This is a genomic window from Ralstonia sp. 25C (assembly GCF_051904805.1).
Classification (GTDB): Bacteria; Pseudomonadota; Gammaproteobacteria; order Burkholderiales; family Burkholderiaceae; genus Ralstonia.
Window position 1 is genome coordinate 754457 of sequence record NZ_CP196738.1, and the last position, 18761, is coordinate 773217.

At 65.8% G+C, this 18761-nt stretch carries 13 protein-coding genes and 1 pseudogene; 2 read left to right on the forward strand and 12 right to left on the reverse strand.

Features of this window, described 5'->3' with window-relative positions:
- Positions 1 to 20 precede the first annotated feature (20 nt).
- Both acnD and prpF read left to right on the forward strand, forming a co-directional pair.
- Positions 21 to 2618, forward strand: a complete 2598-nt coding sequence (gene acnD / locus ACS7SF_RS21865) for a Fe/S-dependent 2-methylisocitrate dehydratase AcnD (protein WP_439894219.1) — start codon at positions 21 to 23, stop codon at positions 2616 to 2618.
- Complete coding sequence (prpF, locus tag ACS7SF_RS21870; RefSeq protein ID WP_439894220.1) at positions 2615 to 3796, forward strand: 2-methylaconitate cis-trans isomerase PrpF; 1182 nt, start codon at positions 2615 to 2617, stop codon at positions 3794 to 3796. Before acnD ends, prpF begins: the two co-directional genes overlap by 4 nt.
- 77 nt (positions 3797 to 3873) lie before the next feature.
- On the opposite strand, the pseudogene ACS7SF_RS21875 reads toward prpF, so the two are convergent.
- The 12 genes and pseudogenes from ACS7SF_RS21875 to ACS7SF_RS21930 form a co-directional block, all read right to left on the reverse strand.
- Positions 3874 to 4181 (reverse strand): annotated as a pseudogene (locus ACS7SF_RS21875) (putative quinol monooxygenase).
- A 176-nt stretch (positions 4182 to 4357) separates the two neighbouring features.
- Complete coding sequence (locus ACS7SF_RS21880) at positions 4358 to 5491, reverse strand: collagen-like triple helix repeat-containing protein (protein WP_439894221.1); 1134 nt, start codon at positions 5489 to 5491, stop codon at positions 4358 to 4360.
- Between the two features lie 303 nt (positions 5492 to 5794).
- The gene (locus ACS7SF_RS21885) at positions 5795 to 7369 is read right to left on the reverse strand and encodes a SulP family inorganic anion transporter (RefSeq protein WP_439894222.1); all 1575 of its coding nucleotides are present in this window, start codon (positions 7367 to 7369) and stop codon (positions 5795 to 5797) included.
- Between the two features lie 137 nt (positions 7370 to 7506).
- Entirely contained in the window at positions 7507 to 8151 is a 645-nt protein-coding gene (locus ACS7SF_RS21890) for a carbonic anhydrase (RefSeq protein ID WP_439894223.1), read from the reverse strand.
- 388 nt (positions 8152 to 8539) lie between these two features.
- Positions 8540 to 10318: an ATP-binding protein gene (locus ACS7SF_RS21895; RefSeq protein WP_439894224.1), complete on the reverse strand. Its 1779-nt coding sequence runs from the start codon at positions 10316 to 10318 to the stop codon at positions 8540 to 8542.
- Positions 10319 to 11380, reverse strand: a complete 1062-nt coding sequence (locus ACS7SF_RS21900; RefSeq protein WP_439894451.1) for a substrate-binding domain-containing protein — start codon at positions 11378 to 11380, stop codon at positions 10319 to 10321. It lies immediately after the preceding gene.
- Positions 11381 to 11469: 89 nt separating this feature from the next.
- Positions 11470 to 12924 carry an HD domain-containing phosphohydrolase gene (locus ACS7SF_RS21905; protein WP_439894225.1) on the reverse strand — a complete coding sequence of 485 codons (1455 nt, stop codon included), beginning with the start codon at positions 12922 to 12924 and terminating at the stop codon, positions 11470 to 11472.
- Positions 12925 to 12967: 43 nt separating this feature from the next.
- On the reverse strand, positions 12968 to 13579 hold the full coding sequence (locus ACS7SF_RS21910; RefSeq protein ID WP_439894226.1) for a chemotaxis protein CheC: 612 nt from the start codon (positions 13577 to 13579) through the stop codon (positions 12968 to 12970).
- Positions 13572 to 13940 carry a response regulator gene (locus ACS7SF_RS21915; RefSeq protein ID WP_439894227.1) on the reverse strand — a complete coding sequence of 123 codons (369 nt, stop codon included), beginning with the start codon at positions 13938 to 13940 and terminating at the stop codon, positions 13572 to 13574. Before ACS7SF_RS21915 ends, ACS7SF_RS21910 begins: the two co-directional genes overlap by 8 nt.
- Before the next feature lie 35 nt (positions 13941 to 13975).
- Complete coding sequence (locus tag ACS7SF_RS21920; RefSeq protein WP_439894228.1) at positions 13976 to 15430, reverse strand: ATP-binding protein; 1455 nt, start codon at positions 15428 to 15430, stop codon at positions 13976 to 13978.
- 207 nt (positions 15431 to 15637) lie between these two features.
- Positions 15638 to 17674 carry a transglutaminase TgpA family protein gene (locus tag ACS7SF_RS21925; RefSeq protein ID WP_439894229.1) on the reverse strand — a complete coding sequence of 679 codons (2037 nt, stop codon included), beginning with the start codon at positions 17672 to 17674 and terminating at the stop codon, positions 15638 to 15640.
- A complete protein-coding gene (locus tag ACS7SF_RS21930) occupies positions 17671 to 18747 on the reverse strand; it encodes a DUF58 domain-containing protein (RefSeq protein WP_439894230.1) in 1077 nt (358 codons plus the stop codon). Before ACS7SF_RS21930 ends, ACS7SF_RS21925 begins: the two co-directional genes overlap by 4 nt.
- Between the last annotated feature and the right edge of the window lie 14 nt (positions 18748 to 18761).

Genomic DNA, 18761 nt, shown 5'->3' on the forward strand with positions numbered 1-18761 from the left:
ACAAGGGATGTACCGACATCATGAACACCACCCACAGAAAGCCCCTCCCCGGCACAACGCTGGATTACTTCGACGCGCGTGAAGCCGTAGAAGCCCTCCAACCCGGCGCCTACGACAAACTCCCCTACACCTCCCGCGTCCTAGCCGAGAATCTGGTCCGCCGCTGCGACCCAGCCACCCTCACCGATTCCCTCAAGCAACTCATCGAGCGCAAACGCGATCTCGATTTCCCCTGGTTCCCCGCCCGCGTGGTCTGCCACGACATCCTGGGCCAAACCGCCCTGGTCGACCTGGCGGGCCTGCGCGATGCGATTGCAGACCAAGGCGGCGACCCCGCCAAGGTCAACCCGGTGGTACCGGTGCAGCTGATCGTCGACCACTCCCTCGCCGTGGAATGCGGCGGCTTCGACCCCGACGCCTTCGCCAAAAACCGCGCCATTGAAGACCGCCGCAACGAAGACCGCTTCCACTTCATCGACTGGACCAAGCTCGCGTTCAAGAACGTCGACGTGATCCCGGCGGGCAACGGCATCATGCACCAGATCAACCTGGAGAAGATGTCGCCGGTCATCCAGGCGCACGACGGCGTGGCCTACCCCGACACCTGCGTCGGCACCGACAGCCACACGCCACACGTGGATGCACTCGGCGTGATCGCCATCGGCGTCGGCGGTCTGGAAGCGGAAAACGTCATGCTCGGCCGCGCCTCGTGGATGCGCCTGCCGGACATCGTCGGCGTGGAGCTGACGGGCCAACGCCAGCCCGGCATCACCGCCACCGACATCGTGCTCGCGCTGACCGAATTCCTGCGCAAGCAAAAGGTAGTGGGCGCGTACCTGGAGTTCTACGGCGAAGGCGCATCGAAGCTCACGCTGGGCGACCGCGCCACCATCTCGAACATGGCCCCCGAGTACGGCGCCACCGCCGCCATGTTCTCGATCGACGACAACACGCTCGACTACCTGCGCCTCACTGGCCGCACCGACGAGCAGGTCAAGCTGGTCGAGACGTATGCCAAGACCGCAGGCCTGTGGTCCGACACGCTCAAGCATGCGGAATACGAACGCGTGCTGCGCTTCGACCTGTCGAGCGTGGTGCGCAACATGGCCGGCCCGTCGAACCCGCACGCACGTGTGGCCACGACGGACCTCGCCACCAAGGGCATCGCCGGCAAGTGGGAAGAAACACCAGGGCAGATGCCGGACGGCGCGGTCATCATCGCCGCCATCACGAGCTGCACCAACACCAGCAATCCGCGCAACGTGATTGCCGCCGCGCTGCTGGCCCGCAACGCCAACCGCCTGGGCCTGACGCGCAAGCCGTGGGTCAAGAGCTCGCTGGCGCCGGGGTCCAAAGCTGTTGAGCTGTATCTGGAAGAGGCTGGCCTGAAAGCCGAACTGGAAAAGCTCGGCTTCGGCATCGTCGCGTTTGCCTGCACCACCTGCAACGGCATGAGCGGCGCGCTGGACCCGAAGATCCAGCAAGAGATCATCGACCGCGACCTGTACGCCACGGCCGTGCTGTCGGGCAACCGCAACTTTGACGGCCGCATCCACCCGTACGCCAAGCAGGCGTTCCTTGCCTCGCCGCCGCTGGTGGTGGCGTATGCGATTGCGGGCACGGTGCGCTTTGACATCGAGCGCGACAGCTTCGGCACGGATGCCAATGGCAAGCCGATCCTGCTCAAGGACCTGTGGCCGACCGACGAAGAGATCGACGCCATCGTGCGCGCCTCGGTCAAGCCGGAGCAGTTCCGCCAGGTGTACATCCCGATGTTCGAGCAGCGCGCCGAATCCACGGCCAGCGTGAGCCCGCTGTACGACTGGCGCGCGCAGAGCACCTACATCCGCCGCCCGCCGTATTGGGAAGGCGCGCTGGCCGGCGAGCGCACGCTCAAGGGTCTGCGCCCATTGGCTGTTCTGGGCGACAACATCACGACCGACCACCTCTCGCCGTCCAACGCGATTCTGGCCAGCAGCGCCGCGGGTGAATACCTCGCCAAGATGGGCCTGCCGGAAGAGGACTTCAACTCGTACGCCACCCACCGCGGCGACCACTTGACCGCGCAGCGCGCGACATTCGCCAACCCCACGCTCATCAACGAGATGGCCGTGGTGGATGGCACCGTGAAGAAGGGTTCGCTGGCGCGCATCGAGCCCGAAGGCAAGGTCACGCGCATGTGGGAAGCGATCGAGACCTACATGGACCGCAAGCAACCGCTCATCGTCATCGCCGGCGCCGACTACGGCCAAGGCAGCTCGCGCGACTGGGCCGCCAAGGGCGTACGCCTGGCCGGCGTGGAAGTCATCGTGGCCGAAGGCTTCGAGCGCATCCACCGCACCAACCTGATCGGCATGGGCGTGCTGCCGCTGGAGTTCAAGCCGGGCACCACGCGCCTGACGCTGGGCATTGACGGCACCGAAACCTATGACGTGATCGGCGCACGCCAACCGCGTGCGGACCTCACACTGGTGATCCATCGCAAGAACGGCGAGCGCGTGGAAGTGCCCGTCACGTGCCGCCTGGACAGCGACGAGGAGGTCTCAATCTACGAAGCGGGCGGCGTGCTGCAGCGCTTTGCGCAGGACTTCCTGGAATCGAACAAGGAGGCCGCATGAGCCATCCCGCACAGGTGAAAGTCCCCGCCACGTACATCCGCGGCGGTACCAGCAAGGGCGTGTTCTTCCGCCTGCAAGATCTGCCGCTCGCCGCGCAGCAGCCTGGCGCGGCACGCGATGCGCTGCTCATGCGCGTGATCGGCAGCCCCGACCCATACGGCAAGCAGATCGACGGCATGGGCGGCGCAACGTCGAGCACCAGCAAGACGGTGATCCTCGCCAAGAGCACGCGCGCGGACCATGACGTCGATTACCTGTTCGGCCAGGTCTCCATCGACAAGCCGTTCGTCGATTGGTCGGGCAACTGCGGCAACCTGTCGGCCGCCGTAGGCCCGTTCGCCATCAGCAACGGCTTGGTGGATGCCAGCCGTGTGCCGCAGAACGGCACCGCCATCGTGCGCATCTGGCAGGCCAACATCGGCAAGACCATCATTGCGCACGTGCCCATCACCAACGGCGCGGTGCAGGAGACGGGCGATTTTGAACTGGACGGCGTGACCTTCCCGGCCGCAGAAGTCCAGCTCGAATTCCTCGACCCCGCAGCGGACGAAGATGGCGACGGCGGCGCGATGTTCCCCACCGGCAACCTCGTCGACGATCTGGACGTGCCCGGCGTGGGCACGCTCAAGGCAACGATGATCAACGCTGGCATCCCGACCATCTTCATCAACGCCGAGGCCATCGGCTACACCGGCACCGAGCTGCAGGACGCCATCAACGGCGACGCGAAGGCGCTGGCGATGTTCGAGACCATCCGCGCGCACGGCGCGGTGCGCATGGGCCTCATCAAGAGCATCGACGAAGCGGCTACGCGGCAGCACACGCCCAAGGTGGCGTTCGTTGCGCCGCCGAAGGACTATGTGTCTTCAAGCGGCAAGCAGGTCGGCACGGGTGATGTGGACCTGCTCGTGCGCGCGCTCTCCATGGGCAAGCTGCACCACGCGATGATGGGGACGGCTGCGGTGGCCATCGGCACGGCTGCGGCCATTCCGGGCACGCTGGTCAACCTCGCAGCCGGCGGCGGCGAACGTGGCGCGGTGCGCTTTGGGCATCCGTCGGGCACGCTGCGCGTGGGCGCGGAGGCCAAGCTGGTCGACGATGAATGGACCGTCACCAAAGCCATCATGAGCCGCAGCGCGCGTGTGCTGATGGAAGGCTGGGTGCGCGTGCCGGGCTAAGGGTACGTACGCTTCGCCAACAGAAACCGCCGCATCCGGGCACACACCGGCAGCGGCGGTTTTATTGCTTCTGGCAGTCAGTTTGCGCCGGTGTTCTTCAGGCCCAGCACGTCAATCGATGCAATCTCCGGCGGCGAGGCCAGCAGCTCGGCCGCATTGGCCATGAGCGCTTTGGCAATCGGGCCGTCGAGGTGCGCCTGGCGATCCTCCTCGCTGGCAAACGCATCAAAGATGCCGAACACGTTGGGCGCAATGCGCAACGCAAACCAGATGGGGTGGTGGCTTCCTGATTGGCCATTTGCAGGCCGGCCGCTAGAAAGTCGGCCACGGCCTGCTCCTTGCCGGGCTTGGCGATGAGCCGGGCAAATAGTGCGTGCTTGATCATCTTGGGTCTCCGGATGCCGTGCAGGGAGTCTGCGCGGACAGAGGAGCATTACAAACGGTGCCCCATGACAGTTCAAGTGTCCACCAACCGACGGATGATGCCGCACGCCAAAAGCGCAAAAAAAAAACCGCTCAGCGCAAGGCATGAGCGGTATCCCTCCCCCGGCGAATTCGTGATCAGTGATGCGCCCCGCCCAGTGCCGACCCAACGGTCCCAAGCGCCCCGCCCACGGCACCCGTGACCGGCGCCAGCGGTGTGGTCGCCCCCGTCGATGTCACCGACGACCCGACATTCGTGACCAGCGAGCCGATCGGCGCCGTTGCACCCGTGGCCGAGCCGGAACCGCCCAAGGCGCCTGTGACTGCCCCGAGCGGGTTGCTGCCGCCCGTCGCACCGCCCAACGCCCCTGTAATCGGGGCCAACGGGCTGCTGCCCGAGCCGCTGCCGCCAGACAGCGGCCCGCCCAGCGCGGCGACCGTGTTGCCGGTGGCCGTCACCACGCCGCCCAGGTTGGAGACCACCGGCGCATTCGTCGCCGTGAGCGACGTACCGACGCCCGCCACTCCGCCGCCAACGGTCTGCAGCAGGTTGGTCCCCGGTGCGCCCAGGCCGGTGGTGTTACCCGCCGTCTGCGTGGCGGTGGTGACTTGCGATGTCAGCGGCACCACGGCCGAACTGAGCTGCTGCGTCACCTGCTCCACCGGCCCGGTCGACAGCGCAGTGCCGAGCGTGCCACCCGCATTGGCCACCGCCTGGCCAACCTGCTGAACCGCACCGCCCACCGGCGTGGTTACCGGAGACAACGGCTGCAGTGGGCCGGTGCCCAGGCTGTCGACCAGGCCGCCGGTGGCCGTCACGGTATTGCCGGCGGCGGTGACGACATTGCCCGTGCTAGACACCGTCGTGCCGATGGGGTTCTTGCTGGTGCCGATGCTGCCGAGGCCCGACTGCACACCCGTGCCCAGCGTGGAGACCGTGTTGCCCACGTTGTCGACCACGTTGCCCAGCGCCGAAGCGCTCGGCAGGTTGCTGCCGCCGATGGCCGTGCCGAGGCTGCTGATGGCGCCGCCCGTGGCCGTCACCACGCCGCCGCTTTTGTTGGCAACGTCACCGGTGGGGGTGGTAGATGCCGTGGTGGTCGTGCCGTTCGAGCCGTTCGAACCATTCGACCCGGAGCCGTTGTTGGCGGAACTGCCATCGCCGCCGCTGGTACCGCTCATGTCGCCCGAGCCGGAGCTGGCGCAACCGCCCAGCACAAGTAGCCCGGTCAAAACGACTGAAACCAGGGTCCCGCATTGCCATGTCTTCATGTCTGCCTCCCGCTCCAAATGCGCGTTTGATAATGTGCCGTTCCGCCCCGCTCGATGCTCTGTTGACGTGCCAACCGATTAATCGGCTGCCCTGTTGAAATTCAGTCTATTAACTAAAACAGCAGCAATTGCAAACATTTTCAAACACCGAAGAGCCTTTATCTATGCGGATTTACGCGCACAGAACCGTGACAGAGCCAAGCTGCGCCTACCGCCCCAACGCTCGCAGATAGACGCACAGGCTGATTATGTTTCGAGGCTTGGCTCTAAATTACTCAAAATAAGTTAATGGTTAACACGGCGTTATCTGGCCGCCGCGCGCGCAAATGGCAGGCGCGGCAGTCGCAAACCGGCGGGGCGCTGGGGTGCGGCCGCATCAAAATGATGGCGCTCGATGACGATGCCGCGCTCGGGCGCCGCCTCGATGAACTGCTCGACCATCTCGCGCACGTCGGGGTCGATGTAGTCCGCGCGGGCCCCATCGACGATGAGCGTGGCGCCGTCCGGCACCTGCGCCAGGTAGCGCTTGAGCGGCACCTTGCCCATGAACGACACGTCTTTGCGGAACGACAGCAGGAAGTGGTCGTGATGGCGCGCCATGACGATGGTGCGGCGCAGGTTGGCGCGAATCGCCAGCGCAATGCTCAGCGCAATGCCGATCACGATGCCGATCAGCAGGTCCGTCAGCAGCACGCCCACGATGGTGGCGATGAACGGCGCAAAGCGATCCCACCCCTGCTTCGCTACCGACATGAACAACGACGGCTTGGCCAGCTTGTAGCCGGTAAAGATCAGGATGGTGGCTAGGCACGCCAGCGGAATGCGATTGACGATGGCGGTGAGCGCAAACACGCTGGCCAGCAGCAGCACGCCATGCACCACGGCCGACCAGCGGCTCTGCGCGCCGGCATGCACGTTGGCCGAACTGCGCACGATGACGGAGGTGATGGGCAACGCGCCCAGCGCGCCGGCGACCATGTTGCCGATGCCCTGCGCCTTGAGTTCACGATCGGGCGACGCGGTGCGCTTCTTCGGGTCGATCTGCTCGACGGCTTCGAGGCAGAGCAGTGTCTCCAGGCTCGCCACAATGGCCAGCGCCATCGCGAGGCGCCAGACCTCTGGGTTGCCGAGCGCGGCGAGTGCGGGCGATTCCAGTGCATCAAACAACGCGCCGAACGATGCCAGCGACGGCAGTTCCACGCGGTGCTCAGCGGCCGGCGCCATGCCGGGTGCCACGGCATCCAGCAGCAAGGTCACGCCAATACCGAGCGCCACCACCACCAACGGTGACGGCAGCGCGCGCACCACCGCAAAGCGCCGCAGCATCGGCGTATCCCAGCCGATGAGCACGGCAGCGGAGAGCAGCGTCACCAGCATCGCCGTCATCGAAAACGTGCCGAACGGCGTGGCGAGCATGCCCGGGGCGGCCGCGCCAGCCCCAGCACCCGCCCCACTCGCCAGCCCCAAGGCCAGTGGCACCTGTTTGATGATCAGCAGCAGGCCGATCGCCGCCAGCATGCCCTTGATGACCGACGACGGCACATATGCCGCAAAGCGCCCGGCACGCAGCACGCCGAACACAAACTGCAGCGCGCCCGCCAGCGCCACGGCCACCAGGAAGGCGGAGAACCCGCCCAGTTTGGCAATGCCATCCACCACGATCACGACCAGGCCAGCAGCGGGGCCGCTCACGCTCAGCTGCGAGCCGCTGAGTAGCGCCACCACCAGGCCGCCGATCATGCCGGAGAGCAGCCCCGCAAGCGGGTCGACACCCGATGCATTGGCAATGCCCAGGCACAGCGGCAGGGCGACAAAAAACACGATGACCCCGGCGAGCATGTCGCGCGGGAAGAAAGCCGGTGAGGTTGGTGTCTGCATGATGGTGTGTTGGTGTTGTATGAACGGTGCACGCGCGAACGCCTGCCTGCGGGCGGGCGAGCTGGAGACCCGCGCCGGCATGCGTGAGGAGAGAAAGCGTGTGGAAGGCGGTGGCCACGGGCGCCACCGCCGTGGCGTCAGGCGATGGCCTCGGCGGGCATCAGGATGTCGCCACGGGCGTCGTGCTCGACATCGGGGTCGCCGGATGCCAGCACGCGGATGCGCCCATCGGCCAGGCCGAAGATCCAGCCATGCACGCGCGGCGGTCGTTCCGCATCGCGCACGATAGGGTTCTCGCGCAGGCAGCGCACCTGTTCGAGCACGTTCAGCTCGGCCAGGCGGTTCACGCGGTCCTCCAAATCGGGCACGGCGTTGAGTTCTGCGCGATGGTGCCCGGCCAGAGCACACAGCGGCGCAATACGGCGCGCCACGTGGGGCAGCCCATCGGGCGGCGGCAGCAATGAAGCGCGCACACCACCGCAGCTGTCATGCCCACACACGATCACGTGCGCCACCTTGAGCACGCGCACGGCATATTCGAGCACGCTCATGGTGTTGTCATCCGCCGGGCATACCAGATTGGCGATATTACGGTGGACAAATAAATCACCCGGTTTGGAATGGGTAATGGTTTCGGCCGGTACGCGGCTATCTGCGCAACCAATCCATAACACCTGGGGTTGCTGGCCTTGTGCCAGTCGTGAAAAGAATTGGGGGTCACGCGTGGCGGTTTCATGCGCCCACGCGACATTCTCGACAAGCATGCGTTTCGGTCGATGCATTGGGATGGCTCCTGCAAGATCAGCTGGGCCGCTGCAGACGGCAAAGCCAAGTTGGGTCGGCTTCTACGGCAACGTTGCAGTGCAGCGGAAAGGTTACGAAATGGATCGTATGAGAAAGGTTCCCGCCCCGCCAATCCACCCATGCAGTGGGTTTTTTCGCCATGTGCACCAGAAATACGCATGGGCCTGCGTAAATCGGTCGCACGTATTTTTACGATCGTGAAAGTGCGTGCAGTTATTGCACGCCAGGTGTTATTCATCCGAAATATTTAAGCCCAGAATCGGAAAATATTTCATTACCGCCGGGTAATCACCCTGCAGAATTGACCGCCTTCATGCCCCGCATTGGGGCTCGTGTTTTAAGCCGATCAACAGCTTGCGCGCTCGCTCAGGCTTCAGCAGGCAATGGCAACGTCACGCGAAAGCACGTGCCGCTGCCCACCTCGCTGCGGGCTTCGATCTGGCCGCCATGCTTGCGCACGATGCCGTACGAGATCGACAGGCCCAGCCCCGTGCCTGTGCCCACCGGCTTGGTGGTGAAGAACGGATCGAAGATGCGGCTGAGGTGCTCGGGGCGGATGCCGCTGCCGGTGTCTTCCACTTCCACCCACACGTTGCGTGCGTCGTGGCCCGTGCGCAGTGTGATGCGCCCCTGCTCCTTGATGGCCTGGCCGGCGTTGACGAGCAGGTTCATGAACACCTGGCTCAACTGCGCGGGCATGCAATCGACCTCGGGAATCCCGCCGTACTCGCGCACCAGCTCCACCTTGTACTTCAGCTCGTTCCAGACGATCTTGACGGTGGTCTCCAGGTACGTCTCCAGGTTGGCGCGCTGCACCTGCGCCTCGTCCACATGCGAGAACTCCTTGAGGCCCTGCACGATGCTCTTCACGCGTTGCAGCCCGTCGAGGGATTCCGCCAGCAGGGCCGGCATGTCTTCACGCACGTAGTCGAGGTCGGCCACCTGCTTGACCTGCGCCAGTGCGGCACGCGTGGCGGGCGCCAGCTCCGCTTCGTACTGCTCGTAGGCCGACACCGTATCCAGCAGCCCGGCCGCGTAGCGTTGCAGGCTGCCCAGGTTGGCATTTACGAACGAGACGGGGTTGTTGATCTCGTGCGCCACCCCCGCTGCCAACTGGCCGATGGATGCCATCTTTTCCGATTGCAGCAGTTGGCCCTGCGCCTGCGCCAGTTCGTGCAGCAGTTGCTCCTGGCGGGCGCGCTCGGCCTGCAATGCTTCGTGCGCCAGGGCGAGCTGCCATCGATCCTGCTGGAACTGCTCGACTGCGCGGGCCATCTGACCGATCTCGTCGTCGCCCGCCACGGGCACGGCGCCGGGTGCGCCATCTGAATGGCCGTGACGCAAGCTGCGGCTCACCTGCAGCAGGCGCTGCAACACGTGGCGCCCCAGCAGCCCATATGCGGCCAGGCAAGCAAACGCCACACTGCCGGCCAGCAGCGCCGTCACCCAGTGCTCGTTACGCTCCGAGACCGCAGCCAGCGCTTGCATGGATTGCTGAAACGCATGCGTGTGCCGCGCCGACAACTGCTGCGCAGCCGCCACCATGGCACCGGCCTGCAGGTAGAGCGCATCCACCGAACGCCGCCCGGCGGCTGTGCGCTCGGCCACGGCCTGCATGGCAGACGCGCTGGGGGCAGCGCCGGCTGTCGCGTTTATGGCGTTTGCGTCGCCCGCAGCGGCACGTTGCAACTCGCTCTCCCACCATTGCGCGGCGATGTTGACGGCGTTGCGAAACAACTGGCTCGACTGATGCAGGTCGAGCACGTCAATGTCGTCATCGGCCGCTGCCAGCCGTTCAGACAACTGCTCGAACGCCGCCAGGTTGGTCAGGATCTCTGCATAGTGGCGGCGCAGTGCCTCCACGGAAGCGGTCTTCTGCAACTGCGCCGATTCGCGCTCGATCAGCAGCGTGTGCTGCACCAGCTCCTGCGCCTGCCGCAACTGCGTGAGCTGCTCGTTGGCCAGCGCCCGCGTTGCGTTGGCGGACGTGCGCAGCGCCACCACCGCAGTGATGCCACCGGCCGAAATCAGCAATGCCAGCACGACCACTGCCAACAGGAACTGCCGACCCAACGATCGCGGCCACAGCCCGCGCAGCGGCGTGCGAGCGCGTATGAGGTGGAGGCTGACCGCCGGCCCGAACATTCAGCGTCCCCAGATCCGCCGATACACGGCGCGATAGCCGCTGTCCGGATCGTATTGCCCCAGCGGCCCACCGTCAAAGGCGATGTTCTTGGCGGTGACCAAGTGCACCGGCGACACATAGCCGCTCACGGGCTGATGCGCCAGCAGCCGGTTCAGCTCGTCCACCAGTTGCCAGCCTTGCAGGTTCAGCGGCTCGGCCACGGTGCTGGTCTGGAACGCGCCCGCCTGGATGCGCAGGAAGGCCGCCGCACTGCCATCCCCCGCAGACAACATGCGGATGCCATCGGGCCGGCCAGCACGCGTGAGTTCGGCTGCGGCGTAATCGAAGTAGATGTCGTTGATGGCGAGCGCGTGCGTCCACACCCGGCCATGCTGCTCCAGCAGCCGATGCATGACGCCCGGCATGGCCTGCGCGCTGCCAGAGATGGGCACGTCCTCCACAGCAAGCAGGCGGCAGCCGCCGCACGCGCGAATCACCTCGGCCATGGCTGCCGCCTTGGCTTGCGCAATCTGGAAGTTCGAGTCGGTAAAGATGACCACGTTGGCGTGGCCGCCGGATTCCACCACCGCCGCCATGGCCGTCAGCCGCGCCACGGCCAGCGGATCAGTCGACACATTCACGGCAACCGGGCTGCCGGCAATGGGCCCCGCCGTGGCGGCCACATGCCAGCCGACTACGGGGATGCCGCGTTGCGCGAAGGGCGCCAGCGCGGGCTGCATGTCGCGCGCATCGCCACCCACCAACACGACGCCACCCGGCTGCAGCGCCAGCGCCGATGCCACCGCCCGCTTGCGGCCTTCGGGCGTGCCGCCCGCGTCATACACGCGCACCGTCCAACCGATCACGCCGGCGGCCTCCTTGATGCCCTTGGCCACGCCCAGAATGCCGCCGTTGCGCAAGTCCTCGCTGACGATGGCGAGGGTGATGCCGGTCTGCGCACGCGGGCCGGCCTCGGGGCCATCCCAGCGTGCACCGTGCTCGCTAGCGCGCGCGACGATCTGCTGCATGTGCGCGCGGTCGGGCACGGCTTCTGTCGCCATGACGGCCTTTGCGCTCGTCATGGCAACGCCCACCCCGAACATGCTGATCATGTAGGCCAGCACATGCCGGCCGAGTCCCCGTTCCATAAACCCTCCCCAAAGGCCGTGCTTCAAGCTGGTTTTGGCGCTTCTGCGGCGTCGGGTGTGTCGGGTGTCGCCTTAGCAGACGCTTCAGCCGGCTCCGGCGCTTGCGCGTAGACCAGGATGGCGAATGGCACGTCTTCGTGCGTCTCAAAGCGCCGGATCTGCAGCACCTGGTGTGCGCTGACCGTGCTGTCGCGCGTGATGAGCAGCACGCCGCGCCGCGTGAGCAAGTCGTCGGCCAGGCGCATACCCTCGCGCAGTTCGGCCGAAGACACCTGGCGCACGGCCATCACCTCGCCCTGCTGCTTGAGCACAGCCACGAAGCGCACGATGACGTCGGGGTCGTAGCGCAGGCCGGATTGCGCCTTGATCATCTCCATCGCCTGGTCAGGGCCTACGTGTTCCTTGATGATCTCGCCCGCCAGCAGCCCTTCAAAATCACGCGCCACAGCGAGCACGCGCGCCCCGATGGGGATACTGGTGCCCGTGAGCCGGTCCGGCGTGCCGCGGCCGTTGAAGCGCTCGTACTGGTGCCGGATGATCTGCGCCACGTGTTCAAGCTGGCGGACGGGCGTCAGCACCATCTGCGCGCGCAGCGGGTGCTGATAGAACTGCTGCGCCTGCTCCGCCGAGAGCCGGTCGAGCGACGTGCTCAGCAGGGCATCCGGCAGCGACAACTTGCCGATGCCGTGCAGCAAGCCGGCGTGAAAAATGTCCTGCACCTGCAGCCCCGTCAGCCCGCATTCGATAGCAATGCGCCGCGCCAGGTCCGCCACGCGCAGTGATTGGCGTGTCATGGCGCCGCAGCGCATTTCGATCATGCTGGCGCACACCTGGACCATGTTGGTGAAGTTGGTCTTCAGGTCACGCTGCGCGCCTTCCAGAAACATCACGGTCTGGCGAATTTCTTCCGTGCGCGACAGCACCTGTGTCTCCAGCCCTGCGTTCATGCGTTGCAGCGTTGCGTTCTGCTGCTGGGTCAGTTCAGTCAGGCGTTTCGCCTCGCGGGCCAGCGCGCGTTGCTCGATCGCATGGCGCACGGTCAGCAGCAAGTCCTGGTCATCCCACGGCTTGTTCAGGTAGCGATAGACCCCGCCCTCGTTGATGGCCTTCACGGCCGAATCGATCTCGGAATAGCCCGTCAGCAGAATGCGCATGACGTCGGGATACTGCTCACGGGCCCGCGCCAGAAAATCCGCGCCGCTCATGCCGGGCATGCGCATGTCAGAGATGATCAGATCGACCGGATACACGCCCAGCATGTCCAGCGCCGCCGCCCCACCCTCGGCGGTGATCACGCGATAGCCCGTGGGCCGCAGCAGGCGCCGCAGCGATGCCAGTACGCCCGGCTCGTCGTCCACCAGGAGGATCAGCGGCGTTGCTGCCGTAGGCGCCGCCTCGGCAGGTGCGCTGGCGGGTTGTGGGGCCGCCGCGGAATCAGGGGTGGTGGTTTGCGTGGTGTCGTCTTCGGTGGCAAGCATGGCGCGGTTCCTAAAGGTTGGATGGCGGGCCCGTGGTGTGTTGTCAAAGCGCCTGTAGAAACTGCTCCAGCGCGCTCTTCATCTTGCGGATGGCGGCCTCGGGCAGCAGCATGACCAACTTGGCGACAAAGCCGCCGCGCTCGAGCGTGAAGCGCACCTCCAGCAGCAGCGCCACATCCCAGCGGCCGAGCTGCGCATCGGACAACGCGTGCTGCAACGCCGCAGCCGGCACAAAGCTCGGCCGCGAGAAGGACAGGTTGCGCCCAAGCTGCTCGAACACGCTGCGCACACACGCGCCCACCAGCAGGTTGGCAATGTCGGACAGGGCTTCGCTTTCGACGTTGTGGTTCACGTCGTCGTAGCCCATCAGTTCTTCCAATTCTTCGCGGCCGTCCTTGCCGAACAGCACGATGGCCTCGCCCGAGATGTCGGATTGGAATGCCTGGCGCACCGGCGACGGCGTATCGCCCGCACTATCGCCGGCCAGCAAATTGGCCCGCAACTGCGCCGCATCGACCAGCTTGATGCCCGGCACCGACAGCGTGACAAACGCCCCCAGCAGTTCGGCCAGCGCGGCACCCGCCTTGCCCATGCCGATGTTGGCGATTTCCTGCAGCGCGTCGCGCTGCTCCTCGTTCAAGGTCAGGTCATTCATAGAGCCCATACCCCCGCAGGATCGGCACAATGCGGTCAGCCGACACGGGCTTCGAGATGAAGCCAATGGCGCCGAGGTCCTTGACGCGCTCGACCGCGCCCGACTGGATATCAGCCGACACCACGATCACGAAGGCGTCTTCGGCGGTGTGGCGGATCTGTTCGAGCACCTGGAAGCCGTCCATATCGGGCATGGTCAAGTCCAGGAAGACCACCGTGCCCTTGCCGGCGCGGAACAGCTCGAGCGCCTGTACGCCGTTGGAGGCCTGCGTGACCTCCACATCCCAGTCTTCGGGCAGGGCATTGATCAGAAGCTTGCGCGCCAACGATGAGTCGTCGGCAACGAGCACGGGTAGCGCCATGGTGTGTCCCCTCTTTGCGGCGTGAAGCGTTGAAACTACGTTGCGGCCAGCGCGATGTCGGCTGGCTTCTGTGGTTCGGTTCCGGCAGCTGCAGCAACTCCGGCAGGTGCGCCGGGTGCAGGCGCTTGCCCGCACACCGGCAAGGTCACCCTAAACGTCGTGCCCAGGCCCACCGTACTTGTTACGTCGATCCGCCCGCCATGCGCCTTGACGATGCCGTAGGTGAGCGAAAGGCCTAGGCCCGTGCCCTTGCCGACGGGCTTGGTGGTGAAGAACGGATCGAAGATGCGCTTGAGGTTTTCCGGCGGGATGCCGCAACCGGCATCGGCGACTTCCAGCCAGATCGCGGCGGCCTCTGCCGTGTCGCGCGCATCGCAGCCGGTGCGCACGGTGATGGTGCCGCGTCCGGGGCATTCGCCATCGCCTTCCCCTTTGCCTCCACCCTTGCAGGCATACGCCTGCGCCGCATTGACGACCAGGTTCAGCACCACCTGGTTGATCTGCGACGGAATGCAGTTCACCGGCGGCAGCGTGCTGTATTCGCGCACCAGGTCGGCTTGGTATTTGATCTCGTTGTGGACGATGTTCAGGGTGGATTCGATGCAGCGGTGGATGTCCACCTGTTCCCACTGGTGCGTGGTGTCCACGCGCGAGAAATCGCGCAGGTCCACCACGATGTCGCGCACACGGGCCAGGCCTTCGCGTGATTCGGTCACCAACGCGGGCGCGTCTTCGGCCAGGTAGTCGATATCCGCCACCTGCGCGAGCGCCGCAAGCTGCGGGTCCAGCGACGGCGCTGACTGCGTAATCAGTTGCTCCATGCCGCGCGCGTAGTCGAGCAGCGTGCCCATATAGCGCTGCAGGCTGTTCAGATTCGACAGCACGAAGCCCACCGGGTTATTGATCTCGTGCGCAATACCGGCGGCCAGTTGGCCGATGGCGGCCAGCTTTTCCGACTGCAGCAACTGCTGGTGCGCCTGGGCGAGTTGTTCATTCAGTGCAGACAGTTGCGCATTGCGCACCGTGAGTTCCTGCAACGCGTCGGTAACGGTCTTTTCGCGCTTTTGCAGCTCACCATAGGCTAGGCAGACATCGGTGGCGTCGATCAGCGTAATCCCCACGGCAATCACCACGCCATTCGCATCTTCGATGGGAATGAAGCTGCAGTTCTGCTGCATCCATTCAATCGTGTCGGTAATCGGCCGCGTATGCCGAAATCGAAACAGATACGGCCGGTGCTCCCAGGTCGTATAGGCCGACACGCCCAGCACAAATACGCTCTCGATTTTCTTGCGCAGCCATTTTTCCGGCAGCTCCGGAAACAGCGCAAACATGTCGTGCCCGATCACCTCGTCGCTGGCGCGGCCGCTGTGGTACTGCATAAAGCGGTTCCACGAGAGGATGCGCATCTCGCGGTCCACCGAAAACACGCCGCAACTCACCAGTTGCGCAATGGCTTCGGATAATTGAGATTGGGTAATGTCTGCCATGCTGGGCTGCAATGGGGCAAATACGGAGTTTGCTTAGGACCACATTGCTTCCGTGGCGCCTACCCATGCATATCGACCCAATTTTGCCCAGGCAGATACGTAGAAACCCGATTATTCGAAAAACGGGCATCGCAGAAAGTGCAGCCGGCGAGACTTAATACCGTTGGATTATCGGGAAAATGCTGCGTCGCGCACTAACGGAAAAACTCAGCCGCGCAACGGCACCTGTGCCAGCGCCTTGCGCCATTGCGCAAAACGCTGGGCGCGCGCTTGTGCGTCGCCGCCCTCGGCACCCTCGCGGCCATAGCGCAATGCGATGTAGCCGGCTGCAGCTTCACGCAGTGCCTGCGCCGCATGGGGAAATTGCGCCGCCGCCCGTTCGGCATAGGCCATGGGCCCCTCGGTAGGACTGCGCGGGCAACCGTGACGCGCCAGTCGATCGCACAGGCGTTGCCACTGTGCTTGCACCGGGTCGGGCTTCGGCTTGCGCTGCTGCCATAACAACGGCAGCGCAGCCAGCAGGAAGATGCCCGACACGCCCCATAGCACCGCGCGTGGGTCGGCGGCGTCCAGCCCCAGCCACGCGAACAGCTGCGCCTGCCGGTTGCGGTCGTAGCCGAGCACCCAACGGTTCCAGCCGCTGACGAGGCCATCGAGCCCCCAGCGCACGCTACGCAGCCAAGCAGGTTCTTCCACACGGCGCGAGCGGAATTCGCTGGCAGGCACGGCAGCCGCCAGACCGCGCTCCACACGCTGCGGCGCCACGGCGGCGGTCGGGTCCACGCGCACCCAGCCGCGCCCGTCGAGCCACACCTCCGCCCAGGCATGCGCATCGGACTGGCGCACGATGATGTCGCCGCTCACCGCGTTCACCTCGCCCCCGAGATAGCCCACCACCACGCGTGCCGGTACGCCTGCCGCCCGCATCAGGAAGACGAAGCTGCCGGCGTAGTGCTCGCAGAAGCCTCGGTGCGTGCGGAAGAGGAAGTCATCGATCTGCTGACCCTGCAGCGGTTCGGGCTCCAGCGTGTAGGCAAAGGGGGCGCTGCCGAACAACTTGAGCGCGGCGGCCACACGCTCGGCCGGCGGCAAGCTCGCCCACTGCGCGGCCAAGGCGTGCGTCTGGGGATTGCCCGGTGGCAGTGCCAGGGCCATCTGCTGCGTGAATGGGTCAAGCGGTTGCGCATCGTCGGCACGGCCGCGCACGGGCACGCGCGAACGGGCGTGATAACGCACGCGCTGGTCGAACGGCTGTGTGCTGACGAACTCGCCGTCGACACTGCGGCCAACACCATCGCGCGCCTCCACCGACAGGCCGCGATCCAGCGCAAACAGCCAGCGCTGGTGGGTGGGCTCCAGCGTGATGTTGTAATCGACCGTGCCCGAAGCGCCGCTCTTTGCGTCCGCAGAATTGGGTACGCTCTCGGTGGTTCGGCGCTGCCGGGTTGCGGCTGCCGTCCAGGTCTGGCCGTCAAAACGCCACAGCACCATGCCGCGCCAATAGAGCGTATCGAGCGGCGGCGGCATGCCGGCAAAATCAGCGCGGAAGGCGAGGTCATCGGACAAGATCAACTGGCCGATGGAGCCGGGCGACATGCGGTCGGAGATACCGCTGGTGGCGGTCTCGGCCGACTGCGGCAAGCGCCACAGCGGGTGGTCCAGCCGGGGAAAGAGCAGAAACAGCACCGCCGCACATGGCAAGCCCATCAACACTAGACGCGCGAGCATCTGCACCGGCGACACCCGCTGGAGCGCCTGCGGATGCAGCAGCACGAGCCAATTGCGTAGCAGCAGCGCACTCGTCGCCAGCAGGGTGGCGGCCAGCCACGGCGGCTGATCAAACAGCACCTGCGAGAGCAGCAGGAAAAAGCACAACTGCGTGACGAGAATGCCGGCGCGCACCGTGTGCGATTCCATCAGCTTGAGCACGAGAAACGCCCCCAGCAGCGCCACCGACAAATCGCGCCCGATATTGCCGCCGGTGCGCATGGCCAGCGCCAGCGTGACCACCAGCGTCGCCACGCCCGCCAAGCCCAGCACCCACTTACCCGGCAACGGCGCGCGGCGTACCCACAGCAGGGCGCGCCAGAGCAGCAGCACGCCAAACACGGCACATGTCACCAGCGGCAATGCACGCAGCAGCGGCAGCAGCACGACGGCAAGCTGCGCGATCAGCCAGCCATGTTCGCGCTGCGTAAGCGCGCGGGCCGAGCCGAAGACGGCGGTTTCAGAAGCCGTGCTCATGCGGCCGCCTCCTCGGGCATGGCGGGCTTGCCCCACAGGGCCAACGCACGCAGGCATGCATCACGATGCGCCGCGCCGCGTGCTGGGCCGATGGATACGCCCGGCAGGCTCAACGTGTATTCGGGCTCATCACCGGCGGGGGCGTTTTCTGCGGCCAGCACCCATGCGCATAGACGTGACAGGCGTTGCTCCACGTTCATTGACGGCGGTAGCGCTTCCCAGGCGAGCACGCATTGCGCGTGGCGCACCTGCTGGCCGGTGCGGCTCATCCACATATCCAGCCGGGCGCTGTGCTTCCACGCGATGCTGCGCAAGGCGTCGCCCGGGCGGTAGGTGCGGAGTTGGTCGGCAGCCTCTTCGACGTGGGTGCGAGCGGCGCGCGTGTCGTCCTCCTCGCCCGGGTCGGGCGCGAAGCTGGCGGGCAGCGGCGGCGCAGACGGCTCCGGTGCGGGATAGATCAGCAACGTGAGCGGCGCATCCGCATAGCTCCAAGCGCGGAACAGACCCAACGGAAACCGCGTCGACACGGTCAAGCGCGGCAGCTTGAACCAGCCACGCGGCTGATCCGCAAAGGACAGCGCAGCAACGATGGCGTCCTGCGGGTCGAGCGACGTTTCCACCGCAGCAGCATCGCGCGCGCTGACATCCACCCCTACGCGCGCCCACGGCGTGACATTGGCCAGCGCCACGCTCACATTCAGCGCGTGTCCGGCAAAGACGGCATCGCCCGCCGCACCACGCACTTCCAGGTCGACCAGGTTGCGATGCGTCTGCCACATGGCGGACGCCGCCACGCCGGCCAGCACGAAGGTCAGCAAAAAACCCAGGCTCACGTTGTAGTTGAGCGAGGTCAGCAGCATCACCATCAGCAGCAGCGCAAAACCCGCGCCGGCCGCGGTGGGGAGGATGTAGATGTGGTTGCGGTCTAGGCGGATGCGGCCTTCGCGCGGCGCGCGTGGCCGCTGCAGAAAGCGCTGCACACGCGCCCGCGCAAAGCGGATGCCGGGCAGCATCGCCAGCACCGCGCCGACTGCACGAAGCGGAGCGACCAGCAGTGAGGTGAAACGCGCCATGGCGCCGTACGCTC